This window comes from Tropicimonas sp. TH_r6 (assembly GCF_033101155.1).
GTDB lineage: Bacteria > Pseudomonadota > Alphaproteobacteria > Rhodobacterales > Rhodobacteraceae > Tropicimonas.
In genome coordinates, this window is the sequence record NZ_JAWMPX010000032.1 from 30519 (window position 1) to 56384 (window position 25866).

At 65.4% G+C, this 25866-nt stretch carries 23 protein-coding genes; 7 read left to right on the forward strand and 16 right to left on the reverse strand.

Going from position 1 to position 25866, the window contains the following annotated elements:
* The 4 genes from R3X27_RS21770 to R3X27_RS21785 are packed head-to-tail and all read right to left on the reverse strand — an operon-like array spanning position 1 to position 4039.
* Positions 1-1086: an HprK-related kinase B gene (locus R3X27_RS21770; RefSeq protein ID WP_317711009.1), complete on the reverse strand. Its 1086-nt coding sequence runs from the start codon at positions 1084-1086 to the stop codon at positions 1-3.
* Complete coding sequence (locus R3X27_RS21775; RefSeq protein WP_317711010.1) at positions 1083-1967, reverse strand: GAK system ATP-grasp enzyme; 885 nt, start codon at positions 1965-1967, stop codon at positions 1083-1085. The genes R3X27_RS21770 and R3X27_RS21775 overlap by 4 nt, the downstream gene beginning before the upstream one ends.
* On the reverse strand, positions 1960-3597 hold the full coding sequence (locus R3X27_RS21780) for an aminoglycoside phosphotransferase family protein (protein WP_317711011.1): 1638 nt from the start codon (positions 3595-3597) through the stop codon (positions 1960-1962). The genes R3X27_RS21775 and R3X27_RS21780 overlap by 8 nt, the downstream gene beginning before the upstream one ends.
* Positions 3590-4039 carry an NUDIX domain-containing protein gene (locus R3X27_RS21785; RefSeq protein ID WP_317711012.1) on the reverse strand — a complete coding sequence of 150 codons (450 nt, stop codon included), beginning with the start codon at positions 4037-4039 and terminating at the stop codon, positions 3590-3592. The genes R3X27_RS21780 and R3X27_RS21785 overlap by 8 nt, the downstream gene beginning before the upstream one ends.
* A 273-nt stretch (positions 4040-4312) precedes the next feature.
* Between R3X27_RS21785 and R3X27_RS21790 the strand changes: the two genes are divergently transcribed.
* On the forward strand, positions 4313-5266 hold the full coding sequence (locus tag R3X27_RS21790; protein ID WP_317711013.1) for an NUDIX domain-containing protein: 954 nt from the start codon (positions 4313-4315) through the stop codon (positions 5264-5266).
* Here the strand turns inward: R3X27_RS21790 and R3X27_RS21795 are convergent.
* Positions 5263-6324 (reverse strand): class 1 fructose-bisphosphatase, encoded by a 1062-nt coding sequence (locus tag R3X27_RS21795; RefSeq protein WP_317711014.1) that lies wholly within the window; start codon positions 6322-6324, stop codon positions 5263-5265. The genes R3X27_RS21790 and R3X27_RS21795 overlap by 4 nt on opposite strands.
* Before the next feature lie 135 nt (positions 6325-6459).
* The gene (locus tag R3X27_RS21800) at positions 6460-7524 is read right to left on the reverse strand and encodes a tartrate dehydrogenase (RefSeq protein ID WP_317711015.1); all 1065 of its coding nucleotides are present in this window, start codon (positions 7522-7524) and stop codon (positions 6460-6462) included.
* A gap of 490 nt (positions 7525-8014) precedes the next feature.
* Here R3X27_RS21800 and R3X27_RS21805 point away from each other — a divergent pair, with 490 nt between their 5' ends.
* Together R3X27_RS21805 and R3X27_RS21810 are read left to right on the forward strand one after the other, a co-directional pair.
* Positions 8015-8431, forward strand: a complete 417-nt coding sequence (locus R3X27_RS21805; RefSeq protein ID WP_317711016.1) for a universal stress protein — start codon at positions 8015-8017, stop codon at positions 8429-8431.
* A 25-nt stretch (positions 8432-8456) separates the two neighbouring features.
* On the forward strand, positions 8457-10124 hold the full coding sequence (locus R3X27_RS21810) for a BCCT family transporter (RefSeq protein ID WP_317711017.1): 1668 nt from the start codon (positions 8457-8459) through the stop codon (positions 10122-10124).
* Positions 10125-10209: 85 nt separating this feature from the next.
* On the opposite strand, the gene R3X27_RS21815 is transcribed toward R3X27_RS21810, so the two are convergent.
* Genes R3X27_RS21815 through ectA form a run of 4 tightly spaced genes read right to left on the reverse strand, consistent with a single transcriptional unit; the run spans position 10210 to position 13921 of the window.
* Positions 10210-11628 carry an aspartate kinase gene (locus R3X27_RS21815; RefSeq protein WP_317711018.1) on the reverse strand — a complete coding sequence of 473 codons (1419 nt, stop codon included), beginning with the start codon at positions 11626-11628 and terminating at the stop codon, positions 10210-10212.
* A 3-nt stretch (positions 11629-11631) separates the two neighbouring features.
* A complete protein-coding gene (locus tag R3X27_RS21820; protein ID WP_317711019.1) occupies positions 11632-12045 on the reverse strand; it encodes an ectoine synthase in 414 nt (137 codons plus the stop codon).
* Positions 12046-12050: 5 nt separating this feature from the next.
* Positions 12051-13337 (reverse strand): diaminobutyrate--2-oxoglutarate transaminase, encoded by a 1287-nt coding sequence (ectB, locus tag R3X27_RS21825; protein WP_317711020.1) that lies wholly within the window; start codon positions 13335-13337, stop codon positions 12051-12053.
* A 53-nt stretch (positions 13338-13390) separates the two neighbouring features.
* Positions 13391-13921: a diaminobutyrate acetyltransferase gene (gene ectA / locus R3X27_RS21830; RefSeq protein WP_317711021.1), complete on the reverse strand. Its 531-nt coding sequence runs from the start codon at positions 13919-13921 to the stop codon at positions 13391-13393.
* 221 nt (positions 13922-14142) lie between these two features.
* Between ectA and R3X27_RS21835 the strand changes: the two genes are divergently transcribed.
* A complete protein-coding gene (locus R3X27_RS21835) occupies positions 14143-14625 on the forward strand; it encodes a MarR family transcriptional regulator (protein WP_317711022.1) in 483 nt (160 codons plus the stop codon).
* Between the two features lie 62 nt (positions 14626-14687).
* Here R3X27_RS21835 and R3X27_RS21840 read toward each other — a convergent pair whose 3' ends face one another.
* The 3 genes from R3X27_RS21840 to R3X27_RS21850 all read right to left on the reverse strand — a co-directional run bounded on the left by R3X27_RS21840 (position 14688) and on the right by R3X27_RS21850 (position 17616).
* Positions 14688-15224, reverse strand: a complete 537-nt coding sequence (locus R3X27_RS21840) for a ricin-type beta-trefoil lectin domain protein (protein ID WP_317711023.1) — start codon at positions 15222-15224, stop codon at positions 14688-14690.
* Positions 15225-15275: 51 nt separating this feature from the next.
* Positions 15276-16226, reverse strand: coding sequence for a hypothetical protein (locus R3X27_RS21845; RefSeq protein WP_317711024.1), 951 nt, complete (start codon positions 16224-16226; stop codon positions 15276-15278).
* 154 nt (positions 16227-16380) lie between these two features.
* Positions 16381-17616 (reverse strand): DUF1566 domain-containing protein, encoded by a 1236-nt coding sequence (locus tag R3X27_RS21850; protein WP_317711025.1) that lies wholly within the window; start codon positions 17614-17616, stop codon positions 16381-16383.
* 102 nt (positions 17617-17718) lie between these two features.
* Between R3X27_RS21850 and R3X27_RS21855 the strand changes: the two genes are divergently transcribed.
* Together R3X27_RS21855 and R3X27_RS21860 are read left to right on the forward strand one after the other, a co-directional pair.
* Complete coding sequence (locus tag R3X27_RS21855; RefSeq protein WP_317711026.1) at positions 17719-18180, forward strand: MarR family winged helix-turn-helix transcriptional regulator; 462 nt, start codon at positions 17719-17721, stop codon at positions 18178-18180.
* A gap of 128 nt (positions 18181-18308) precedes the next feature.
* Positions 18309-19961, forward strand: coding sequence for an AMP-binding protein (locus R3X27_RS21860; RefSeq protein WP_317711027.1), 1653 nt, complete (start codon positions 18309-18311; stop codon positions 19959-19961).
* On the opposite strand, the gene R3X27_RS21865 is transcribed toward R3X27_RS21860, so the two are convergent.
* From R3X27_RS21865 to R3X27_RS21875, 3 genes are all read right to left on the reverse strand, one after another.
* Complete coding sequence (locus R3X27_RS21865) at positions 19958-21385, reverse strand: alkaline phosphatase D family protein (protein WP_317711028.1); 1428 nt, start codon at positions 21383-21385, stop codon at positions 19958-19960. The genes R3X27_RS21860 and R3X27_RS21865 overlap by 4 nt on opposite strands.
* A 98-nt stretch (positions 21386-21483) precedes the next feature.
* The gene (gene argE / locus R3X27_RS21870; protein ID WP_317711031.1) at positions 21484-22647 is read right to left on the reverse strand and encodes an acetylornithine deacetylase; all 1164 of its coding nucleotides are present in this window, start codon (positions 22645-22647) and stop codon (positions 21484-21486) included.
* Between the two features lie 2 nt (positions 22648-22649).
* Positions 22650-23834 (reverse strand): M24 family metallopeptidase, encoded by a 1185-nt coding sequence (locus R3X27_RS21875; protein ID WP_317711029.1) that lies wholly within the window; start codon positions 23832-23834, stop codon positions 22650-22652.
* 558 nt (positions 23835-24392) lie between these two features.
* Here R3X27_RS21875 and R3X27_RS21880 point away from each other — a divergent pair.
* On the forward strand, positions 24393-25763 hold the full coding sequence (locus R3X27_RS21880) for an aspartate aminotransferase family protein (protein ID WP_317711030.1): 1371 nt from the start codon (positions 24393-24395) through the stop codon (positions 25761-25763).
* Positions 25764-25866 lie beyond the last annotated feature (103 nt).

A 25866-nucleotide genomic window follows, 5' to 3' on the forward strand; every position in this document is an offset into this window, starting at 1 on the left:
TCAGCCCCCGAACAGTGCCTGGCCTTCGGCGAAAAGCGCGCCGAAATCGATTCCGCCGCTCACCTCGAAGATCTCGATGCCGACAAGCGCGGCAAGGTAACCCGCCGGTTCCGGGTGCTCGCTGTCGGTCAGGAAACTCCCATCGGATTTGCGGTAGAAGGGGCCGGGGCTTTTCATGATCGCGCCGAGAAGGTCCGGGCGGGTGGCGATTTCCACACGGCGCAGCTTGGTGGGAGCTTCGCTGTCGCGGGACCAGTTGAGGACCCAAAAATGGGTCAGTCCGGTCTCGAACTGCACGCGACCTGGGCCATAGATGCGGGAAATGGAGAGGTCATGCTTCTCCTCCAGTTTCCAAAGCGCATCTTGCGGCAGAGCGGCCAGTTCGGCGCGGCGGGCCTCGCCCAGCATCGGCGCAAGCCGCGGATTGTGCAGGATCGTACCGGGGTTGATGCGCGGCAGTTTCGGGATGCCAAGCGCTGTGGGCGGCTGGCCGGCGCGCAGCAGCAGCCGGTCATTGGAGACATACGCCGTGCCGTCCAGCTCCATCATTCGCAGCACGGCGGTCGATTTCCCGCCCCCCGAGAGCCCGGCAATGGCCAGCCCGGTGCTGCCATTCGTCAACGCAGCCGCGTGGCAGATCTGCCAGCCTCCACGCTGACAGATATTGAGGAACTGCGTGTTGACGAAATTGATAACCTGGTTGGGATGCGTCGCGCAGGGGCCAAAGGCGACGGCGCGCTCGGGCGATTGCAGGAAGGTGACGCCGGTGCGGACCTTGTGCACGAGCCGCCCGTCCGCGAGGTCGAAGATCGCGTCCTTGCGGCCGGTCTTGCCCGGCTCGCGCGCCCAGTCGATCCAGTCAGGCGCGGGGGTGAGCGCCTGACCGTCCAGCACCTCGACATGGCTGTCCACGGGGCCGGGACCAGCCAAGGCATCCTCGAAATAGGTCTCCAGCTCGGCGCGCAGTGGGTCCAGGCAATCGATCCGCGCTCGTAGAGGGCCGACTTGGAGGTAGAGCGGCTTGATCGTGGAAAGAGTAGAGAAATCAAGCTTCTTCAGGGCGTCTTTCACGCAGGTCAGGCTCATGGGGCGACCCGCTTGATCACATGCTCGGTCAGCGCGGCGGCGGCGTCTAGTCCGCAGCCCTCCTTCACGCCCCGGAAGCCACCAAAGGCAGAGACCTCGAAGACGATCGGCCCATCTCCGGTCAGGGCGACATCAACGGTGGTGAAGTCCAATCCGAACGGCGCCTGCGCGCGGCGCGCCATATCGATCAGCTCCGGCTCCGGTTCGAAACCGGCATATTTTCCGCCCGAATGGATGGTCGTGTTCCAGGTGTCACTCTGCGAGACGCGGGCATAGGTGCACATGTAGTTGCCGCTGAGAAAGACCATGCCGAGATCCTGCCCGGAGAGGTCGATCTTCTGCTGGATATACATGACCGGGTGCTCGGCCGCGAAACTGGCGATCTGTGCTGGCGCGGCGGGATCATCACCCGCGATCAGCGTCATGCCGCGCGCCTTGGTCGAGTAGAGCGGCTTGAAGACGGCGGTGCCGAAATCCTGCGCGGCCTGTAGCGCGGCTTCCTTGTCCTCCGTGACCCGCGTCTGTGGCATCGGGATGCCAGCGGCGGCGAGCGAGACCGTGCAGGCCAGCCGGTCGATCAGCCGCAGCACCGCTTCGGGGCGGGAGAAGACCTTCACACCTTTCGCCTCGGCCAGACGCAGCATCTCCAGCCGGTCCAACACATGCGGAGAATAGGTCTCGGAGATCTTCTTGATCACCAGCCCGTCCAGCGTGGTCAGGTCCGTGCCCTCGTAGAGCAAAACGCCGCTGGCGAGGTCCATCACCACGCGGCCCATATCGATCACCAGCCGGAAGCCGGTGCGCGCCTCGATGGCATCGGCCAGCGCCTCGGTCGACCACTTCCCCGGGATCCCCACGACCCCGATCTTCGGTTCAGTCACTGAACAACTCCCTGATGGGCAATTTGAAACGCGTCTCCCGCCCCGGCGGACAGGCCAGCGCCGTTTCGAGCAGGAACCGGGCGCGCAGGAACATGCGTCGCGCATGCGCCTTGTCATGGATGAAGCGCGTCGAGCTGGCGAAGGAGCGGGCCAGCCCCAGCGACAGGCGGTATTCGAAGGTTCCGTCCTTCTGCGCACGGGCGAATTTCGCCGCCATGGCGTGAATATCGCAGGCCAGGTCGGCGATGCGCTGCCGAACGGGGCCATCCTGCACCTGGAGGCGGTAGGTCGACACCATGAAGACGGAGATATCCTGCACGTAGTCCATGTAGCGCGAGCGGTGCAGGTCGATGAAGCGGATGCGCTTTTCAACCGGATCGTAGATCACGTTGTCGAGGTTGAAATCGCCGTGGATATGGACCGAGTAGGGAGCGGGCAGGGCGGCCTCTCGGGCGCCCGCCCGGGCGACGAGCTTGTCGAAACCGTCGATCTCCAGCCCGCCTATCCGCGTCTTGCCGGGGCCGAACTCCGGATGGATGCGACGCACATCCGCCATCCGCCGCGCGAGCTGACGCATCGAGGCCATCTCGGCGGGATCCTCGGTGCGCGTGCTCTTCCAGATGTCGCGCAGGGTCTTGCTGAGCGCCTTCTGCGCGTCGCGCAGCAGCGCATCGCCTTCGTTGAGCAGGATATGTTCGAATGTGTGGCCGGGCAGGTGTTCGATCAGCAACGCCGCGGATTGGCCGCGCTTCTTGTAGGAGAGGATCTTCGGCGCGAGGCCGGGATAGACCGAGTGCCAGTTCTTCACACCGGCCCGTTCTTCGCGGACCTTCTCCAGCGCGCCATCCTTGAAGACTGCATCCACCGCACCCTCCTCGCTGTCGCGCGCGCGTACCGCCGAGATGGCGCTGCCGGAGCGGGTCTCGGCCATTGGCTCCAGTTCGAGATCCTCTTCCAGCACATCCGTGCCCGAGAGCACGCTGCGCAGGGTGAAATAGCGCTCGAACTGCACCGGCTGGCCGATGCTGGCCGAGAGCAGCGCCTCGCTCACGCCCTGCAGCGCGTCGCCCATGCGGCGGATTTCATTGGCGGCCAGCAGGCAGTTGGCGAGGTCTTCGGTGTGCTTGGATTTGCGCATGTCGCGCGTATAGGTCTGGAAGAGGCGGTCATAGAGATCGTCCAGCTTGGCCTTGGTCTGGCCGATCCGGATCGCCTGTCCGCTCTCGCTGGCCCGGATCGCGGGCATGACAAGGGAGACGCCGGAGCGCACCTGCTTGATAACCTTGGGATAGGCGTCGGGGCGCAGCAACTCCTTGATCCGGACATCCTCGGCATGGAGCAGGCTGCGCCGCGCCAGCCGGCCGATCAGGTCGAGATTGCGCCCGGCCATGTCCGCGCTCTGCAGCACGAGCCGCTGTCCATTGCCAAGCTTCTTTCCCGAAAGCCCCCGCCGGCTGGCGGCTAACACGCGCGCGCGCAGGTTGTCCGTGTAGCCCGCGCGCAGGATCACCTTCTGCGCGGTGCCGGTCTCGGGCGCCTCGAAATAATCCTGAAGGCCGGCCAGTTGCCCGTCAAGCTCGGCGCAGAGGAAATGCAGGTTCTCCTCGATCGCCCGCGGCAGTTTAGCCATCGAAGACCCCCAGGTAGAGCGGCGTGTCCGGGTCGGTCAGGTGCGGGGCGAAGGCGGGGCGGAAGTGGCCGGCCTCCTCGGTGGGACAGGCCCAGATCGTGTCGATCTGCGACCGGTCGGGGTGGGGGCCGAGGCGCGCGGTGTAATCGGCTGGGATCTCGCAGGCGAAGAGCATCTCGACCCGGTGGCTCACGCCCTCTCCCTTCGGTTTGAAGACCTCGGCCACGTGCAGCAGCGGTCCGACCGTGACCTCGGCGCCAACCTCCTCGAAGCATTCCCGTGTCACGGCGTCCTGCATCGTCTCTCCCGGCTCCTGCTTGCCCCCCGGCAGCGTCAGGGTGACGGGCATGCCGGGTTTCTGTTTCACCTGCACCAGGAGCTTTCCCTGCCGCAAGATCACGGCCCGGACGGTTGGGCGAATGGTGTCGAGAAAGCGGGTCATGGGCGGTTTCACATGGTTATGGAGCGGCAAGGGGACAGTTTCATGACAGTTTTTGCCGCCCGGTGTGGCAAGGGTGGCAGAGCGGCGGGTGGCTCGCAATGTCGAATCGTGTTTCGGGCGAGATGAGCGTCGCGTGCGCCGCACCGGTCCGCGCCTCCCGGTGCACGCGCCTGTGTCGACCGGTGCCAGCAAGGACCCCATGGTCGGGTGTGGTCCCGTGCGGTAGGTCTTATGGAACAGCGCTTCTTATGCGCCTGAACGGGAGATAGGACCGTGACACGGGAATTGCTGCTGTTGCAGTCCGGCAAGGGCGTGCGGAACTGGCATGGGCCGCAGCGCGCGCGCCCGCTGCGCGATGGCGGCAAGCGTCAGGCGCAGCGCATCGGCACCTGGCTCGCGGGGCAGGGGCATCTCCCCGGCCGGGTCATCGCGGCGCCCTCGGAACGCGCATTCGTTACGGCGCAAAAGGCGCTCAAGGCGGCCGGGCTCGGGGCGCGGGGGCTGGAGCGCGCGGCCAGTCTCGGAAAGGGATCAGCGAAAGACGTTGCCGGCCTGCTGGGCGGCTGTGCGACCGAGGATGACCGCGTGATGCTGGTGTTGGATGGCAAGGCGATGCGCGCGCTTCTGGCGACCCTGTTTGGCAGACGCGCGCCCGAGGCCGGAACGGGAAGCCTCTTCCGCCTCGCGCTTCCGGACGCCATTTCGGATCTGACGAGGGGCTCCGCGCGACTGCTGGAGACCGTTCGCCCGGAAGACCTGCCGGAGAAATTCCCCTTCGATGGTCCGACTGAGCGCGAATGGCGCGACCGGCCTGCCTATTACTACAGCCAGTCGGCGGTGCTGCCCTATCGTCCGGGCGCGGATGGGATCGAGATCCTGCTGATCGGGTCGAGCAAGCGCAATCACTGGGTCGTGCCGAAGGGGATTCACGAACCTGGATACAGCGCCCGCGCCTCGGCTGGAAAAGAGGCCGAGGAGGAGGCCGGGATTTTCGGCGAGATCGGGCCGGATCCCATCGGGCATTTCGAGATCGCGAAATGGGGCGCGACCTGCCGCGTCGCGCTCTATCCGATGAAGGTCACGCGGCAGCTCGAAATGCGCGACTGGGAGGAAAGCCATCGCAGCCGCCTCTGGGTCTCGCCTGAAGGGGCGCTCCTGCGGTTGAAGGATGACGGGTTGCGGCGCCTGGTGGCGGAATTTACCAAGGCGCCGCCGGGCGAGGGTTAGCTCGCCTCCGCTTCCGCGGCTTTCTTTTCGGCCTCGATACCGCCCGCCGCGTCGAAGTCCCGGTAATGCGCCTCGATCCGCTCGACCTCGTTTTTCGAGCCAAGGATGACGGAGGCCCGCTGGTGGACCGATGTCGGCGGGATTTCCAGGATCCGTCCGCGCCCGGTCGAAGCGAGCCCGCCGGCCTGTTCGATCAGGAAGCCCATCGGGTTGGCCTCATACATCAGCCGCAGCTTGCCGCCCTTGTCGCGGTTGTCCCGGTCATCCGGGTAAAGAAACACCCCGCCGCGGGTCAGGATCCGGTGGATATCGACCACCATCGAGCCGGTCCAGCGCATGTTGAACCGCTTGCCGCGCGGACCCTCTGTCCCGGCGATGCATTCCTCGACATAGGTGCGCACCGGCGTATCCCAATCGGCATAGCGCGAGCAGTTGATGGCGAATTCGTTGCTGTCCTCGGGCACGTGCATATTGGCCGAGACGACGCGGAACTCGCCGGTGCCGAGGTGGTTGGCAAACTCATGCACGCCATTGCCAAGCGTGATCACCAGCGATGTGGCGGGGCCATAGATCGAGTAGCCCGCGCAGACCTGATCTGTTCCGGCGCGCAGCAGCGCCTTGTCGTCGCCGACCTGAACCCGTCCGGGCAGATGCGCGATGGAGAAGATCGAGCCGACCGACAGGTTCACGTCGAGATTGGAGGAGCCGTCCAGCGGGTCGAAATAGACGATGTAATCGCCGGCCGTTGCGGTGCGCTTGAGCCAGATGACCTCGTCGAGCTCCTCGGAGACCAGCGCGACGACGCGGCTACAGTTCCGGATATGGCTGATGAACTGGTCATTGGCGAAGACATCGAGCTGCTTCTGCGTCTCGCCCTGGACATTGGTGGAGTCCGTCGCGCCCAGCTGGCCGGAAAACGCCCCGTTGCGGGTCGCGAAGGAGATCTCGCGACAGGCGGTGGCGATATCTTCCAGCAGGAAGACGAGGTCCTTCTCGACCCCGTGTGTCCGGTATTCCTGCAGGAGAAATCGACGAAGGGTCAGGATGTCATAGGGCATGGGCGCTCATTTTTGGTTCGTATGCTTGCTTGGGCCTATCATTCATCGTTCGGACCGGAAAGCGAAGGGCGCAACACGCCGCATGGCGCTGCGCCGCAGCGTTGTTCTGCCCGTTCGGCGGTGCCGGGCCCGTTCTCAGGTCAGCGCGGAAAGGATCGCAGCCTCGGAAGCCGCCGTGTCGGCGGTGCCTCCCAGATCGCGTGTCCTGGTCTCCTCCCGTTCCAGCGAGACCTCGATGGCGCGCTCGATCTCGATGGCGGCCTCCGGCTGGCCCAGGTGCTCCAGCATCATCGCGGCGCTCCAGACGGCGGCAACCGGGTTGGCCACGCCGGTGCCGGCGATATCGGGCGCCGAGCCATGGACCGGTTCGAACATGGAGGGGTAGGTGCCCTCGGGGTTGATATTGGCCGAAGGCGCGATGCCGATGGAGCCAGCGATGGCGGGGCCGAGATCGGAGAGGATATCGCCGAAGAGGTTGGAGGCCACGACCACGTCGAACCAGTCCGGATGCAGCACGAAATGCGCGGTCAGGATGTCGATATGGAACTGGTTGGTCTCGATGCCGGCATGGCGCGCGGCGGCGGCGGCGAAGCGCTCGTCCCAGAAGGGCATGGTGTGGATGATGCCGTTGGATTTCGTTGCCGAGGTCACCTGTTTCGCCGCGCGTTTCGAGGCCAGCTCGAAAGCATAGTCCATGATCCGGTCGCAACCGCGGCGGGTAAAGATGGTCTCCTGCACCGCGGCCTCCTGATCCGTGCCGCGATAGACCCGCCCGCCGATCTCGGAATACTCGCCCTCGACATTCTCCCGCACGACGATGAAGTCGATATCCTCCGGGCCGCGTCCCGCCAGCGGCGGCGTGATCCCGCGCAACAGGCGGACGGGGCGGATATTGGCATATTGGTCAAGCTCGCGGCGCAGCGGGATCAACAGACCCCAAAGAGAGACGTGATCCGGCACGCCGGGATAGCCGACCGCGCCCAGATAGATGGCGTCGAAGGCCTTCATCTGCTCGATTCCGTCCTCGGGCATCATGCGTCCGGTCTGGTGATATCTCTCGCAGGACCAGTCGAACCCGGTCCAGTCGACGCTGAAGCCATGGCGTGGTGCGATCAGGTCGATGACCTTTTGCCCGACGGGGAGGACTTCCTTGCCGATGCCGTCCCCCGGGATGGCGGCGATGCGATAGGTCTTGCTCATGAGTGCGGTTCCTCAGCCGGTGCCGCCGATCTGCGGCGTCTCGATATGCAGGGGGGCGGTCCGGCGACAATGGGCGCCCATGCGTTTCGGAACGCGAGTATAGGGAAGGCGGGGGCGGGCGGAATGCGTCGCGTTGACGAACCTGGCGCCGGTGCTGCGGGCCCTGAACGGGCGGTGGGCATCAATGGCCCGGCAGGTGTGCGGTGGGCTGGCCGGGGATTTTTCGGCCGCGCGAGCCGGGAGCTCAACCTTGCGGATATCCGGGCATTCCCGTCGCGTTTCTAGACGGGGGGCGCAGGCCGGGTCCGGGACCCGCCGGTTAGCTGACGCGACGCAGAGCAGGTCAGGGCGGGGAAGCCGGGGCAGCCGGGGCGGGGTGCATGTCGTATTTTTGCTTTTCGCGTCAAAGCTGTTAGGCTTGAATCGGTCGGGCGCTTCTGCCGGCCAACAGGCGTCTTGCGCCTGCGCCTCATAGCACGAGGGGGAAAAGATGTTCTCGAAGATCATGGTTCCGGTCGACCTGGCCCATCAGGCCAAACTGAGCCGGTCGCTCGACTGTGCCGCCGAGCTTGCCCGCCATTTCGATATACCGGTCATCTATGCCGGGGTGACCGGCACGGCCCCCGGCCCGACCGGTCACACGCCCGAGGAATACACGCGCAACCTGGCGGAATTCGCCGCCGCCCAGGCTGTCCGGTCGGGAATTTCGACCGGGTATCATACGATCATCAGCCATGACCCGAGGGTCGAGCTTGACGCGTGCTTGCTGCGCGCGACGGAAGAGCTTGAGGCGGATCTCATCGTGATGGAGGCGCATGTCCCGAATGTGCTGGATCACCTTCTGCCCTCCGATGGCGGTACCATTGCCAAACTCGCCAAGGCCACCGTGATGGTCGTACGCAACTGAACCACAAACAACCTGGAGATCAGGCATGAGCGACGCCCCCACAGACCAGGGCATTCCCGACCCGGAAGGCCAAACGGAGATCATCGAGACCGATTTCGAAATCGGTCAGGACAATGTCGAAGGCTCGCTCGGGCCCTTCGGCTTCGACGTCCACAACCCGGTCTTCCTGATCTCGGGGCTGACCATCGTCGCCTTCGTCTTCTATGCGCTGGTTTTCCAGGAGCAGGCCGCCGCCGCCTTCGGGGCGCTCCGACCCTGGTTGACCAGCACCTTCGACTGGTTCTTCCTCATCTCTGCCAATTTCTTTGTCGTCTTCTGCCTGTTTCTGGTCGTCAGCCCCTGGGGCAGCGTGCGGCTTGGCGGCAAGGACGCGGTGCCGGACTACACCTATATTGGCTGGTTCGCGATGCTGTTTGCCGCCGGTATGGGGATCGGCCTGATGTTCTTCGGCGTGCTCGAGCCGGTCTATCACATGGCCATCTCCGAGCCGCTCGGGGTGCCGTCTCCCTTCGCCGAGGATGGTACGATCATCCCGGAGAATGTCGAGGCGGCCAAGCGCATGGGGCTCGCGGCGACGATCTATCACTGGGGCCTGCACCCCTGGGCGATCTACGCGGTGGTGGCGCTGGCGCTGGCGCTGTTCAGCTTCAACAAGGGCCTGCCCCTGACCATCCGCTCCGCCTTCTACCCGATCTTCGGCGAGCGCGTCTGGGGCTGGACCGGCCATATCATCGACACGCTCGCGGTCTTCGCCACGCTGTTCGGCCTTGCGACCTCTCTGGGCTTCGGCGCGCAGCAGGCCAATGCCGGGCTGGAGCATGTCTTCGGTCTTCCCAACAGCATCAATGTCCAGGTCATCCTGATCACCGTCATCACAGCCGTGGCGCTGGTCTCGGTGCTGCGTGGCCTTGATGGCGGCGTGAAGGTGCTCTCCGAGATCAACATGGTGCTGGCCGCGCTGCTGCTGCTCTTCGTGCTGCTGGTCGGACCTACAGGGGTGATCCTCGCCGATTTCTTCGCCGGGCTGAGCACCTATGCGCGCGAGATCTTCGCGCTCTCGAACCCGGTCGGGCGCGAGGATATCGGCTTCCTCGATGGTTGGACCTCCTTCTACTGGGCGTGGTGGGTGAGTTGGTCGCCCTTTGTCGGCATGTTCATCGCCCGGGTCAGCCGTGGCCGCACGGTGCGCGAATTCGTGATCTGCGTGCTGATCATCCCCAGCCTCGTCTGCGTGCTCTGGATGGCGGTTTTCGGCGGCGCGGCAATCGATCAGGTCCTGTCAGACCCGGCGGGCAGCGCGGTCAAGGCGCAGGTGATCGACAGCTACAACCCGCCCATCTCGCTCTTCGCGATGCTGGAAGGTCTGCCGCTCTCCGCAATCACCTCGACCCTCGGGATCGTGCTGGTGATCGTCTTCTTCGTAACTTCGTCGGATTCCGGCAGCTTGGTGATCGACACGATCACCGCTGGCGGCAAGGTCGACGCGCCGGTGGGCCAGCGGGTTTTCTGGTGTACTTTCGAGGGCGCGGTGGCGATCGTGCTGCTGCTTGGCGGCGGGTTGTCGGCGCTGCAGGCGATGGTGATCTCGACCGGGCTGCCCTTCAGCCTCGTGCTGCTGCTGATGTGCGTGGCCATCGTGAAGGGGTTGATGGCGGAGCGTGATGTGCTGATATCGGAGCCCGAGGACGGGTAGGGACTGGGAGCTTCCGCACCGAAAAATGCGCGCCCTCCGGAAAGGAGGGCGCGCATTTTTTTTGTCTTTTGCCGGCGTTCGGCGTTCAGGCGACCAGCGCGAAGCCCGCGTCCTGCGCCTCGACGAAGGCCGCGTGCAGGCTGCGGATGGCCTCCGAGCGATCGGTCCGGTCGAGGATGAACTGCGTGTCGACATTGCGCGGGCCCTGGCAGGCGCCGTGGGGGGCGATCTCGGCCGCCTCGAGGGCCTGCAAGCCGCGCGACAGCACCTGAAGCCCGTTCAGGTCCCGGCCGACAACCGAGACGAGGGCCAGCTTGCGCACCGAGATTTCGGCTTGCGGATAGAGCGCGGCAAGATCGCTCTCCACCCGGCGGATCGACTTGAGCGAAGCGTCGACATAGTGGGTGATCGTGTTCGCATTCGAAAGCTTCGAGACGATGCGCACAGTGTGGCGCGTGAGCGCGTCGAGGATCGCCGCGTCATAGCCTTTCACCCCGACCATATCCGGCTCGAACAGCTCCAGCGCGATGATGTCCAGCCCGGTCACGATCTCGACCGCCGCATTCTCGGCGGGCTGGTCGTCGATGATGGTGCCGGCATCCTCCGGCTCGAACGCGTTGGCGACGCGCAACGGCACGCCGGCCTGGCGCAGGGTCTTGGCGGCGGAGGGGTGGATCGCCTCCATGCCGAGATTGGCCATCTGGTCGGCCACGTCGTAATTGGTGTGCCCGAGCTTGCGCACAGCCGCCGCGCCGACCAGGTTCGGGTCGGCAGAGGAGAGGTGGAACTCCTTGTGGATGATCGCCTCGCGCGCGCCGGACAGCGCGGCCAGCTTCGAGAAGGTGACCTCGGAATAGCCGCGATCGAATTCGCGCATCAAGCCTTCGCTGCACTGGGCATAGCCTGTGACGATGGGCATTTCCTGTTCCGGGTCAACGCCTTCCATCGCGACATTGATCCGCTCTTCCAGCGACAGTTCGGCATCGTCGCGCCAGCCCGAAAGATCCACAAGCCGCGCATTCACCCCGGCGCGCTGCAGCATCAGCGTGGCGACCAGCGCCGAATGCGCTTCGCCCAGCCCGGAGAGCAACTCGCGGATCTGAAGCAGATGCGCGTTGAGCCGGAAATGCCCGTAGGAGCAGAGACGCTGCAAGTCGATCAGGCAGTTCCGGGCGCCCTCGATCCGCTCCTGCACGAAACCGGTGGCGCGCTCGATATCGCCGGGCGCATCGAGGATCGCCTCATGCGCGGCGACCATCGCCGCACCGGTCCGCGTCAGTGCGTCATGCCAGCCATGGTCGTCATCGGCATTGGCGAAATGGGCATAGACACCGGACTCGCCGGTCTTCTTGTGCTCCAGCAGAAGGTTCGTGATGCCGCCAAAGGCCGAGACCACGAAGATGCGCCCGTAGCGCGGGGTGCCATGTTCGAGAAAGAGCGTCTCGCGCAGCTCATCGAGGCGGGACATGGACGTCCCGCCGATCTTTTCGACCGTATGTGTCATGGATCAGGCCTCTTCCAGCTCCGGTTTTTGCTCAGGCGCGGCGTAGGAACCGTCTGCCTGGTGCACCTCGGTGCCGGTCACCGGCGGATTGAAACAGCAGGCCATAACCAGCTCCTCCTCCGCGCGCAGGATATGGCGGTCATGCTTGTCGAGCGCATACATCACGCCAGCCTTGATGGGGTGGGTCTCGCCGGTGGCCAGATCCGTGATCGAGCCGGTCCCTTGCATGCAATAGACGCTCTCGAAATGATTCTTGTATTCGAACTCATGCTCGGAGCCAGCTTCGAGGAAGGTGACGTGGAAGGAAAACCCCATCCCGTCGCTTGCCAGCAGCATCCGCACGCTGGTCCATTTTGCATCCGAGACGACGCGGTCCCGCTCGCTCTCGATGATCTCGTTGAAATCCCTGATAATCATATCCGTTACTCCGCAGCGATCCGCATATTGCTCGTCGCGTCGCGCGCGGCATCGACAAGGATGTTGAGCCCCTTGCGCAGCAGTGCATCCGGCGTGGTCAGCGGGGCGAGGATCTTGACGACCTCGTCGCGCGGCCCTGCGGTCTCGATGATCAGGCCTTTCTGGAAGGCGCGGGCGCAGATCTCGCCGGCAAGCTCGCCCGATCCGACATCGACGCCGCGCATCATGCCGCGCCCCTTCAGCCGTGCGCCGGGGACCATGTCGGCGATGTTTTGCAGCCCGTCTTCGATCAGCCCGGCGCGACGGATCGCATCCTGCTCCAGCGCGTCATCGGCCCAGAATTTCTCGATCGCCACCCGCGCGGTGACGAAGGCATGGGTGTTGCCACGGAAGGTGCCGTTATGCTCGGCGGGGCCCATCACGTCATGGTCAGGCCGCACCAGCACCAGCGCCATCGGCAGGCCATAACCGGAGATCGACTTGGCGAGCGTCACGATATCCGGCTTGATCCCCATCCCGTCGAAGGAAAAGAAACCGCCCGTGCGACCGCAGCCGGCCTGAATATCGTCGACGATGAGCAGGGCACCATGCGCGCGGGCCAGTTCGGCCACGCGCCGCAGCCACTCGGGACGCGCGGCGTTCAACCCGCCTTCGCCCTGCACCGCTTCCAGCAGGATCGCCGCCGGGGCGTCGAGTCCGGAGGAGCGGTCCTCCAGCATCGCCTCAAGCAGGTCCGCGGTGTCGAAAGCGTCGCCCATATAACCGTCATAGGGCAGGCGAGTGACGTTGTTCAGCGTCGTGCCCGCGCCACCACGATGGTAGCTGTTGCCAGTGGCGGCGAGAGCGCCCTGGGTCACGCCGTGGAAGCCGTTGGTGAAGGCGATGACATTCTGCCGGCCGGTCGATTTGCGCGCCAGCTTGAGTGCTGCCTCGACGGCATTGGCGCCGGTCGGGCCGGTGAACATCAGCTTGTGGGGCATGCCGCGCGGCGCGAGGATATGGGTCTCGAAGGCGTCGATAAAAGCCCCCTTGGCGTCGGTATGCATGTCGAGCCCGTGGGTGATGCCGTCCGCTTCCAGATGGTCCATCAGCGCGGCTTTCATGTCCGGGTCGTTATGGCCGTAATTCAGCGAGGAGCAACCGGCGAGGAAGTCGACATAGCGGCGGCCCGTGTCATCGGTGAGCTCGGAGCCGCGCGCGGTGGTGAAGACGGCGTCAAAGCCGCGGCAATAGCTGCGCGCTTCGGATTCACGTCGTTTGAACGGCGAGACGGTGGCGGATGTCAGGGTCATGGAAATTCTTTCAAATTCGGGAATGGGGGAGGTGAGGGCGGCCGGGCGCCACATCAGGCGGCCCTGGCCATGCGCTGCGCCAGCGGGATGGTGACGAGGTTTTCCGTCTTTTGACGGTTCTCGAAATGCAGCGCCTGGGTGAAATAGGGCTGTACGTTGAGCGTTGTGTCCTGCAGTCGCGCGAATTTGCGGAAGAGCGCCCAGGAGGCCTCGTTCTCGCAGGTGATCGTGGTCTGCAGCCGGCGCACCCCGTCACAGGCCGCGCGGCCGAGGATGGCCTGCAGCATCAGCGCGCCGAGCCCGGCGCCGCGCATCGTTTCGGAGACGGCGACCTGCCAGACGAAGAGCGTCTCGGGATCGTTCGGCATCACATAGGCCGAGACCCAACCGACGGCCTCACCATCGAGCTCCGCGAGCACGCAGGTCTCTGCGAAGTGATCGCATTGGAGCAGGTTGCAATACATGGAGTTCTCGTCGAGCGGCGCGCAGTCGCGAATGAGCTTCCAGATCGCGGCGCCGTCTTCGGCCCGTGGTCTGCGCAGGGCGGGCAGGGAGGGGCGGACGAGATCGCGGGGATGCTGCATGGTCGAAAGTCTCCTGTTGCTTCGATTGGCGAAGTACATGACTGGGTCGATCATTTCAACAGGCTAAGCAAAAAACTCCGAAAACTGCGCATTTTTGTTAAATTTACTTAACAATCCGTCGCTATTTGCGGCCGTTTTGGTTTACTTTTCGAAGTAAACTCGAGATTGCACCGCGGGGATCTCCTCAATATGCTTAGGTATTCTTAGGACCCGGGAGCGCCATGGACCGTCTCGACAGCAGCCTTATTGCCCTGCGCCGCATTCTGCGCGCGACGGAGCTGTTCGGACGCGAGCTCAAGCAGGTTGCCGGGATCACGGCGGTGCAGTTCCGCGCCCTGCAGATCATCGCCGAAACCGGTCAGGTCACCGCCAAGGAGATCGCGCAGCGGATGCGGGTCTCGCAGGCAACGGTCACGTCGCTGGTGGACAAGCTGGTGCGAGACGGCATGGCGCTGCGTGAGAAATCGGCGCTGGACCGGCGGCAGACCAATATCCACATCACGCCAAAGGGGCGCCAGACACTGGCCGAAGCGCCCGACCCGCTGCAACAGCGCTTCGTGCGGAATTTCTCTGCGCTGGAGGATTGGGAACAGGCGATGATGGTGGCCAATCTCGAACGCGTTGCGGCGATGCTGGACGCGGAGGATCTCGATGCGTCTCCGGTCCTGCATACCGGTGACATCAAGCGCGCGACGGATGTCTAGCGCGTGAGCAGGCCGCCGGACCTGTCCGGGCCCGGCCAGCCTTTTTCAATAATCCGAATGCGTTACTCGACGGAGCTGCGCGTCTTCCAGCTCTGGTAGGCCGCCTTGTCTGCCGCGCAGGTTTCCAGCGTGAGCGCCTTGATCTGGTTTACGTCGCTGCGCCCGGACCGGGTGTCCTCGCCGACGGTGACGCAGAGATCCGACGCGGAGGCCGGTGTGATCGTGCCCTCGCCAGAGAAGCTGAAGCTTTGCGCCGCGCTGCCGTCGCAGGCGGCCAGCGCGATGGCAGCCCCGGCTTCGGCCGAGGCGACATGGGCGCAGACGTCGAATTCGGGCATATAGAGGATGCCATCGGCGAGTTTCCCGGTCTCGAAGATCTGGTCGACGCCAAGCTCGCCGCCGGGGCTGTAGCAGGTATGGCCCTGAAGCCCGTCTGCGGGATCGGCCGAGGCACCCTTGGCTCCCGCAATGTCGAGGCAGTAGCCGACCTGGATATTGTCCAGCATGTCGGTGAGGTAGATCTCGACATTTTCGGCCCGGGCTGTGCCGGCGGCCAGCGTGGTTGCGGTCAGGACGGCAAGTGTCAGGGGGTTGAACATGGAGGATACCACTCAGGTCATTGGGGTTGCACTGGGAAAACGAGGGGGGGGTCAGTCGATGGTCTTGCGCAGGAGCACCAGGTTGTCGAGCACGAGATTCGAGGACCAGATGAATTGCGCATCCGCGCCGGGCGCGTCGAAGATCTCGGTGAAATTGGTATAGGCGGGCTTGTTGTTCACGCCGACCGTCTCGTTGGTAAAGGTCACGGCGGCGGGCCAGGCGCTGTCGTCGAATCCGGGCTGCATCCAACCCTCGGGGATGTCCCAGAAAGCGGCAGAGAAGCCGGTCCCGTCCGAGGCGGCGCTGGCGCTGCAGGCCGAGCTGTCGCGGGTCTGGCCCGCAGCCACGAGGCAGGCGCGTTCCGTGATCGGGCTGGTGTAGAAGGTCTGGGCACGCCAGCTCGCATCGGTGATGGCGACTGTTTCACCAGCGGCGTCCCGGATCTGCATGACGATCCCGGCATCGCCCGGAGAAAAGGGCGAGCCGCGTCCGGCCTCGGAGCCGAGGGCAAGGTTTTCCTCCCAGTCCACGCCCAGCACCGCGAGGCTCACCGGGCGATCCGCCCGGAAGCGGATGACGCTGCTGTTGAAGGGTGTGAAGGGCACGGCATCGACGGCGAGCAGGGTGCCGTTCGCGTAAAGCTCGAAATAGTTGTCGGCGAAGATCAGGGCCGTGAATTCCTCGGAACCGCCGGCATCGAAATTCTCGAGCCCGTCGAGATCGACCTCCGCCAGCGATGCGGGCTCGAAACCGGCGCAGGCATTGTAGAGATCGGCCGCCTTCGGGGCGGTCTGGAAATGGGTCTCGGCCGGGAGAATGCGACGGGTGCCATCCTCCGAGGTGATCTCGCCGACGGCGCTCGGGCGGGAGCCGCGACCACATTCGATCAGCCCCTCAATCACGGTGGTCGCCGGGCCAGTCGAGAAACTGACCTCCTGAGTGAGGGCCGGGGCGGCGGCGATGCAGCCTGTTACGACAAGTCCTGAAATGCGCCGGTTCATCTTTACTCTCTCCATTCCACACACCAACCGCAGTCGGCGGTTTCGCTCTGCGTGCCGCCTGTCTTGGGCGCTAACGTAACGGAAGTTCGGGCGTCGCAACAAGATTGTTCCGGTAGCGGCGCGCCGCTGGACAGGCCGGGCGGCGCATGCCTGCTCATCTTGCGTCGCGCACGAGGCGGGCGAAGTTCCGCACCCGGATGGCGTCGCCTTGCGGACCGTGGCCCTCGGGATAGTCGGCCGCACTGCCGACTTTCGGGTCGGAACGCTGAGCGCCAGCGCCATGCACGTCGACCCAGTGGCCGCGCATATAGCCCATCGCCCGTCCGAAATTGACATAGGCCGCGGCGATGCCCGGCTTGCGGCCCATATTGGCATGGGTGGTCGAGGACCAGTAGGCACCGAAATCCGTCTGGCCGGCCTCATTGCGGATCGCGGTCGATTTGAAGACCGGCGAGATCGCGGCGCTGCCCGTGGTCGACGGGGAGCGTTTGTAATCCACAAGGATCTGTAGCTCCTTGACATTGGGTAGGCGCCAGTCCGAATGGCCGAGATAGGTCTGCGCATTCGCCTGATCAGCCCAGGCCAGCGCCTCCTGCCAGCTCAGCGGTTTGACGGAATCGTCCTTGCTCCACATCAGCCCGGTGGTGGCATCGGTCACGGTGCCGTTGCCATTGTCGGAGAAGGCGTTCCGGCCATAGCCCGTCCGGCCGCGCACCAGCATGACATAAAAGGTCTTGTCGCGGCCATGCAGCTTCAGCCCGTAGCCCTTGATCCGGCCATCGGCGAAGTTGACGCCGAACAGCGTGCCGGCCCGCTCGTTGGGATTGGTCTTGCCGACATAGAGGTCGCTCGAGGCCATCTGCGCGTCGATGAACCGCTCGCCGGATTTCACGTCGCCATAGGCGAAGTCGAACACCGTGTCGTCGAGGAAAGGGGAGAGGCGGCGGCTGTTGGCGGTCTTGACGCCGCTCGGGTCGATCCCGCTGAAATTCATTAGCGAGTAGAGCTCCTTGATCGTCGGCAGGCGCCAGTCGTCATGGCCGGCAAACGTGGCGGTGCGGGCAAGGGAGACGGCCTTTTTGTAGGACAGCTTGTCATTGGCGCGGATCTTGCCGTCGCCATTCAGGTCAGGCGATTTCATCCACATCAGGCCGGTGACATTGTCTGTTACCGTGCCGTTTCCATTGTCGGTGTAGCTCATCTGCCGGCCCCGGGTCTGGGCGTCCTGGCCGGAGAAGGCCTGTCCCTGGGCCGGGCAGCGGATCTTCTTTGTGGCGCCGTAGCACGCGGTCTGTCCGGTATCGGGAACCGGGTAGGGGGCGGCGAAGGCGGTGCCGGCACAGGCGAGGAAGAGCGCCAGGGCGCCGCGGCTCCAATGGGGATGTTTCATCAAGTCGTCCTTCGGCAGGGTGTGGGGATGTGCCTTTGGGATCCTGGTCGGCCAGGCGTTTTTGCTTGGCTCCCATGGGTCGTTAATATATTAATAATTACCATGCAACCTAAAGAACATGATCATCACGGAATTGCGCATTCCGCCCGTCTGGTGGAGGAAGAGCAGCGTCGGCTGCTGGCGCCTCTGGGCATTCATCCGCGTCAGGCGCGGGTGTTGATGGCGATGAAGCACATGGCGCCGGTCAGCCAGACCGAGCTTGCCGCTGCCGTCGGCATTTCGCCAGCCGGCATGAGCACGATGACCGACCGGCTTCTGGCGGCCGGCTTCATCACCCGTCGGCAGGACCCGGCCCTGCGGCGACGCAATGTGCTGGAGCTGACGCCGCAGGGGCTGGCGAAGCTGGACGCGATATCGGCGGTCTGGTGCGCGGTCGATGACCGGATTCGCGATGCGCTTGGCGCCGAGGACGCAGAAACACTGTTCCGGCTGGCGCGGCGCCTGCGCCGAGCGCTGGGGGGCGAGCCGCCGGGCACCCCTGCGGAGCCTTCGGGCGAAGCGTAGCGACGGCGCAGGAACGCGTTGACATTTGCCGCGTTCGCAGAGCATTTCGCGACAACCGTTTTTTCCTCGAGGCTGGCCCCGGTCTTGCTTGGTGAAGCGCGCCCCAGCCCTCCGAGGGAGACGACCTCTTGACCGAGATTACGCCCGATCTGAACCCGCATGGTTTCCGTTCCGTGCCGGACGTGTTGAAACACGCGACCGGGCGGTTCGGGCCGCGCATTGCCTTCTCGGCCCTCGGCGCCGAGCTGCGCTTCGCGGACCTGGAGCGCAAGACGGCTGATTTCGCCGCCTATCTGCGGCAGGCCGGGCTGGAGCCCGGGGATCGGATCGCGATCCAGCTGCCCAACCTGCTGCAAAGCCCGATTGCCGTGCTGGGCGCGCTGCGGGCCGGCTTAATCGTCGTGAACACGAACCCGCTCTACACGGGGCCGGAGCTGGAGCACCAGCTGCGCGACAGCGGGGCGAAGGCGCTGGTCGTGTTGGCCAATGTGGCGCATGTCGCGGCCGGGGTCGTGCCCGGAACCGATGTCGAGCTGGTGATCGTCACGCAAGCCGGGGACATGCATCCGCCGCTGCGCCGCACCCTGATCAACACGGTGGTCAAGCGGGTGAAGAAGCTGGTGCCGCCCTATCGCTTTGCCCGGCAGGTCTCCTTTCGGGAGGCGCTGCGGCGCGGGGAACGCGCCCCGCGTGCCGATCACGTCAGCGGCAGCGAGGATATCGCGGTGCTCCAATACACCGCCGGGACCACCGGACCGGCCAAGGCGGCGATCCTGAGCCATGGCAATCTCGTGGCCAATATGGGCCAGGTCCAGACCCATCTCGGCGAGGCGGTGGGCGCGCCGGGCAGCATCTGGGTCGCGCCGCTGCCGCTCTATCACATCTTCTCCTTCACCGCGCATAACCTCGTCTTCCTGAGCAAGGGCTGCCATTCCTTGCTCATCCCCAACCCGCGCGATCTCGACGGCTTCGTTCGGGCGCTGCGGGGAAAGCGGATGCATGGCTTCTTGCAGATCAACGCGTTGCTCCTCATGCTGACGGGGCACGACGCCTTTCGCGGGCTGGACTATTCGGAGCTGAAGATCACCGTGGCCGCCGGTGCGGCGCTGACCAAGGACGCGGCGGCGAAGTGGAAGGCGCTGACCGGATGTATTGTCAGCGAATCCTATGGCATGTCCGAAGCCTCTCCCGGTGTGACCGGGAATATCCTCGGGCAGGAGCGCGTGGGCTCGATCGGTGTCGCCTTCGCCGAGACGGAGCTGCGCGTGGTCGACGATAGCGGCGCCGATGTGCCAGATGGGGACCCCGGCGAGCTCTGGGTGCGCGGCCCACAGGTCATGCAGGGCTACTGGAACGCCCGGGAAGAGACCGAACGGACCCTGACTCCGGATCGCTGGCTCAAATCCGGCGATGTCGTCGTGCGCTCGGCGGACGCGACCTATCGGATCGTCGACCGCAAGAAGGATCTCGTGGTCGTGTCAGGCTTCAACGTGGCCCCGAACGAGATCGAGAATGTGATCAGCCAGATGCCGGAAGTGGCCGAATGCGCTGTGGTCGGCATGCCGCACACGAAGACCGGCGAGGCGGTCTGCCTCTTCGTCGTGCCCGAGGCGGCGGCACTTACGGCCAAGGACATCCTTGCCCATAGCCGCCGCTTCCTGACCCACTACAAGATCCCGAAACATATCCATTTCGTCCCGGACCTGCCACGTAACTCGGTCGGCAAGGTGCTGCGCAGGGAGTTGCGCCGGCAGCTCGAGACCCCGGGCACGGAAGCCTAGTCGAGCGGCAGAGGCGCGCTGCGCCCGCTGGTCTCGAACTCCCAGACCGCCTGCCAGGCGCTGCCCACCCGTTCCAGCACGAGGTAATTGCGCTCGGCCACGTAGCGCCCGGACTGTCCGGGGATGCGCGCGATCCGGATCGGGTGCTCCGGCAGCGGGTCTTCTCCCGCGCGCGCCAGAAGCCCGAGGAGCAAGGCCCAGCTCCGGGGCGGCGCGCGATGCGAGATGCCGGAGGCGACGAGCTGGTGCAACTTTCCGTGCGGACCGAGATCCATCATCGCCCGCGTGGCGAGGTGGATCTCGCCTGAAAGCACGGTGACATCCCGGTCCGAGCCCTCGGCCATGCCGCAGACAAGCGAGAGCATCCGTATCCATTCTTCGCGATGGGCGTGGCTCTGCCACTGGTCGCGCAGGTCGTCCTCGTATTTCTGCATTCGGGGGATCGCCAGCATCACGCTTTCGAGGATGGACAGGCGCGGCCCGAGCAACGGTACGCTGGACATCAGCAGGGTTCGTCCCGGCGCGGGCATCTCTGCCTGCGCTTCCATCATCTCCCAGCTGCCCGTGCCCATGATCGCGTGGCGCGTGCGTTCGGAGCGCAGGTCCGGCGCGAGAATGCGCAACCCCTCGCTCTGGATCGACCAGCCCAGATGTTGCCCTTTCGGATCCGTGAACCGCGCTGGCAGGTCGCCATCGCACGCGGCCTGCTGGAATACGAGAAAGGCCTCCCGCGCGGTCTCGAACAGGGCACGCCCAACGGGCGATTGCAGCGTTTCCTCGGGCAGCGAGCCCCAGCCATCGCAGATATCGTGATCGTCCCATTGCATCAGCGAGGGCACGCGCGCGGCCAGCCGGGCAAATTCGGGCGCGCTGTACAGCGTCCTGTAGCGCTCCATGAAGCCCAGCCGAAGATGTGCCCGCAGCCCTGCCATCGCTTCGGGCGACGGGTCCACGGGCAGCTTTTCCGGCCAGCCTTCGCTGAGCGGATGGCCCTTGGTCACCTCGTCGGCATAGACTTGGTCGCCGCCATGCAGCAGCAGCGCGAAAGGCGCGCGGTCCTGCTCGTGGCTCAGCCGCGCCCACATGATGTTGCGCTCGGAGCCGGCGCGTTCGAGATCGCCGACCTCCTCGCCATTGCAGGAGACATAGGCCAGCCGCAGATCGCCGCCCGTCAGGCCGGCCAGGTCGTGGTCGATGCCGTTCCAGCGATAGGACGCAGACCGTGCGCAGGGCAGGGTGAAGCGCACCCGCAGCGCCGTGACGGAGCCGTAATCCGCCAGCGGTTCGGGAGCGTGGACCCCGTCCGTGGTCTCTATCGGCGGACAAGGATGGCCTTCCTCCACGAGAAAGAGCGCGGCGAGATGGAGCTGGCCGTCCCGGATCTCGTCCAGGAAGAGCACGGGGCCGGTTACGGGCGCTGGCATGGTCGGGATGTCCTGTGCATATGGCAACGGGGCGGACGCAAGGCTCTCTCCTCTCCTGGCAGCCAGATCGGAAAGATCCGCAGCATCAGGAGACCGGTCTAGCGGCTCTGCAACCGGCGGGCCAGCCCCGAGAGCATGTCGAGACAGCGGGCGAGCTGCGGTACTTCGAGGAACTCGTCGGGCTGGTGCGCTTGCGCGATGGAGCCGGGGCCGCAGATCACCGCCGACAGGCCCATCGCCTGAAACAGTCCCGCCTCGGTGCCGAAGGCGACAAGCTCGGCCTCCGTCTCGCCGGTCAGCGCCGCCACGAGGTCGCGCGCGGGGTTCGCGGCCATTGGCACCATCCCGGCGATCTCGCCGATGATCTCGGTCTCGATACACGCATCGGGCGCGATGCGGCGCATCTCCGGCAGGAGAACTTCCTCGCAGAAGATCCGCACGGCGTCGCGCATGAAGGCGGCATCGGTGGCCACGACCGGCCGGGTCTCCCATTCGACGACCGCCGATCCGGCCAGCACGTTGCGCGCCGTGCCGGCCTGGATCTGGCCGATATTGAGCGTGCTCCAGGGCGGATCGAACCGGCTTTCCGACGGCTCCCGCGCCCTCAGATCGTCGCGCAGCGACAGCAGGTGGTGCACGAACCGCGCGGCATATTCCGCAGCGTTCACGCCCAGCTCCGGCGCCGAGCCATGGCCCTGCGTGCCGGTGAAGCGGGTGGTGTATTCGTTGCAGCCCTTGTGCCCCTCGATGATCCGCATCTCGGTTGGCTCGCCGATGATCGCCATGGCGGGGGCGATCTCGCGGTGCTGAAGCTCCCTGACGAGCTGTTGCGCGCCGAGGCAGCCCACCTCCTCGTCATGGGTGAAGGCGAAATGCAGCGGGCGGCGCAGCTCGGTGGCGGTGAAATCGGGCAGGCAGGCGAGAGTGGCGGCGAGGAAGCCTTTCATGTCGCAGCTGCCGCGCCCGTAGAGCCGGCCATCCTCCTGCCGCAGCCGGAACGGGTCCGTGCTCCAGCCCGGCCCCTCGGCGGGGACGACATCGGTATGGCCCGACAACACGATCCCGCCCGGCCCCTCCGGGCCCAGCGTGGCGAAGAGATTGGCCTTGAGCCCGGTGCTGTCATGGAAGAGGTCGACATGCGCGCCCGCCTCCGAGAGCAGCGAGGCGAGATGGACGATCATCTCCAGGTTGGACTCCGAGGAGACCGTCGGAAAGGCGATCAGGTCGTCGAGGATCGCGATGGCGCTGGCGAGCCGCTCCATGTCTACGGCTTCACGATGAGCTTGCGTGGTCGGTCGCAGAAGCATTCGGCCGGGCCTTCGGGGCGGATCAGGATGCTCTCGGTGATCTCCAGCCCCCAATTCTCCATCCAGATCCCCGGCATGAAGTGGAAACTCATGCCCGGCTCGAGGAGGGTCTCGTCCTCGGCGCGGAAAGAGATGGTGCGCTCGCCCCAGTCCGGTGGGTAGCTCACCCCGATCGGGTAGCCGCAGCGGGCGCCGCGCTCGATGCCGGCGCGTTCCAGAGGGGCGGCCAGCGCATTGGCCACGTCGCAGGCCCGGTTGCCCGCGCGCGCGGCGTCCAGCCCGGCCTCCAGCCCCTCGACCAGCGCCGCTTCGGCGTGCAGGAGTGCGTCGCTCGGCGCGCCGAGTGAGACGGTTCGGCAGAGCGGGACGTGGTAGCGGCGATAGCAGCCGGCCAGCTCGAAGAAGGTCGCTTCGTTGGAGCGGAAGGGGTCCCCGTTCCAGGTCAGATGCGCCGCCGAGGCCGCCGGCCCGCTCGGCACCAGCGGCACGATGGCCGGGTAATCGCCCCAATCCTCGCCATTGCCCAGCACCTGGTCGCGCAGGATCTCCGCCACCAGTTCGTTCTTGCGCATCCCCGGCTCGATCCGCTCGATCACGCCATCCATCACCCGCTCGGCGATGCCGCCAGCCTTGCGCATGAAGGCGATCTCTTCGTCGGATTTCACCCCGCGCTGCCAATTCACGAGCGCGGTTGCATCGACCAGCTCCGCCTCCGGCAACTCGGCCAGCAACGTGATGTAGGCCTTGGCCGAGAAGTAGTAATTCTCCATCTCGACGCCGACCCGGCCGCGTCCATGGCCCGCCTCGCGGATGATCTCGGCGAGATCCATCATCGGGTGGAACTCGGTCGACTGCACGTATTTGTCGGCATAGGCGCGCACATGCTCGGCCTCCATCCAGACCGTGTGCAGCGCGCCCTTGGAATCCATGCGCCGCCCCCACCAGAGCGGGTCTCGGTCGTGAAAGACCAGCACGCCCTGATGGACATAGAAGGACCAGCCGTCATAACCGGTCAGCCAGGCCATATTGGACGGGTCCTCGACGAAAAGCAGGTCGAGCCCGGCTGCGGACATCGCGGCGCGGGTCTTCTCCAGACGGCGGGCATATTCGGCGCGGCTGAAGGGAAGGTCTTGAGCGGTCATGCGGAGGCTCCTCCTGACGATGCGAGCTGGTGCGGTTCCGGGCTCCGGGAGCCTGTTCATCCTGTTGCGGAGAGCCGCACCACCGGGTCGCGGGGGGCCGTCGAAGGGGCAGCGTGGTCTGGTGGCCAGAATAGCGGGAGGCGTGTTCCCGCTGTCAAGTCATAGACATGCGGGGACGCACCTTGCGACCGGATATGTCGGAGAATACCGTCCCCCGTGCCGTTTTACGCGGCAGGGTGGGTATGATCCCTTCAGGGCTGTCGCCGCTGCTTGCCCGGCTGTGCGGACATCAAATCGGCCTGACACCGGGAATTGCACAGTAGACGGGCGTTCTCAAACGGAGCGCTGCGGCCGATCTTCACATCTGCACCCGGACCTGACTGTGCAAGACCATGGGGGAGTTGCGTGCCACGCGGGCGGCTGGCATTGGACAGAGAACTGCCAACGATACGACCGTCTGTGGCCTCTCAGAAACAGGCGTACAGGATATTGCAACCGCCACCCGGGCGCTGGCCGCAGCCAGCAGATCCGGGCCGGGCAGGACCAAAGAGGTTTGACATGCTGACGAATGACCAGTTGTCCCAATGGGACCGGGAGAATTTCTTCCACCCCTCGACCCATCTCGCCCAACATGCGCGCGGCGAGACGCCGTCGCGGATCGTGACCGGCGGGTCGGGCTGCCATATCGAGGACCGGGACGGCAATCGGCTGCTCGATGCCTTTGCCGGGCTGTATTGCGTGAATGTCGGCTATGGACGGACGGAGATCGCCGAGGCGATTGCCGAACAGGCGCGCGAGCTTGCCTATTACCACGCCTATGTCGGGCATGGCACCGAGGCCTCGATCACGCTGTCAAAGATGATCCTCGACCGCGCGCCCGATCATATGTCGAAGGTTTATTTCGGCCTTGGCGGCTCGGATGCCAACGAGACCAATGTCAAGCTGGTCTGGTATTACAACAACATCCTCGGCCGGCCGGAGAAGAAGAAGATCATCAGCCGCTGGCGCGGCTATCACGGTTCCGGGCTGATGACCGGCTCGCTGACCGGGCTGGAGCTATTCCACAAGAAGTTCGACCTGCCGCTGCCGCAGGTGCTCCACACCGAAGCGCCCTATTACTTCCGCCGCGCCGATGCCACGCAGGATGAGGCGGGTTTCGTCGCCCATTGTGCCGCCGAGTTGGAGGCGCTGATCGAGCGCGAGGGCGCTGACACGATCGCCGCCTTCATTGGCGAGCCGATCCTCGGAACGGGCGGGATCGTGCCGCCGCCGACGGGCTATTGGGACGCCATCCAGCCGATCCTGAAGAAGCACGACATCCTGCTGATCGCCGACGAGGTCGTGACCGGCTTCGGGCGTCTCGGCACCATGTTCGGCTCGCCCCATTACGGAATCCGCCCGGACATCATCACCATCGCCAAGGGGCTGACCTCGGCCTATGCGCCGCTCTCGGGGTCGATCATTTCCGAAGATATGTGGTCCGTGCTGGAGAAGGGGACCGACGAGAACGGCCCGATCGGTCATGGCTGGACCTATTCGGCGCACCCGATCTCGGCGGCGGCGGGCGTGGCCAACCTGAAGCTGATCGACAGCCTCGGGCTGGTCGAGAATGCCGGGTCCACCGGCGCATATCTGCGTGGCCTCCTGCTGGAGGCGCTTGGTGAGCACGCCCATGTCGGCGAGGTCCGGGGCGACGGTATGCTTGCCGCGCTGGAATTCGTCGCCGACCGCGACAGCCGCAGTTTCTTCGATGCCAGCGAGAAGGTCGGGCCGCGTGTGGCGGCGGCGCTTCTGGAACGTGGTGTGATCGCGCGGGCGATGCCGCAGGGCGACATTCTTGGCTTCGCCCCGCCGCTCTGCCTGAGCCGTACCGAGGCCGAGGAGATCGCAAGCAAGGCGGCCGAGGCGGTGCGCGCGGTTCTGGGCTGAGAGCCGACGCAAGCTGGGCGGCCCAGCCGCCCGGCCGTCGCCCGATGCATGACCCTCTCGATGCCGGAACAGCCGAGCTGAGGCGCGCGACCCCGGCCGGGGC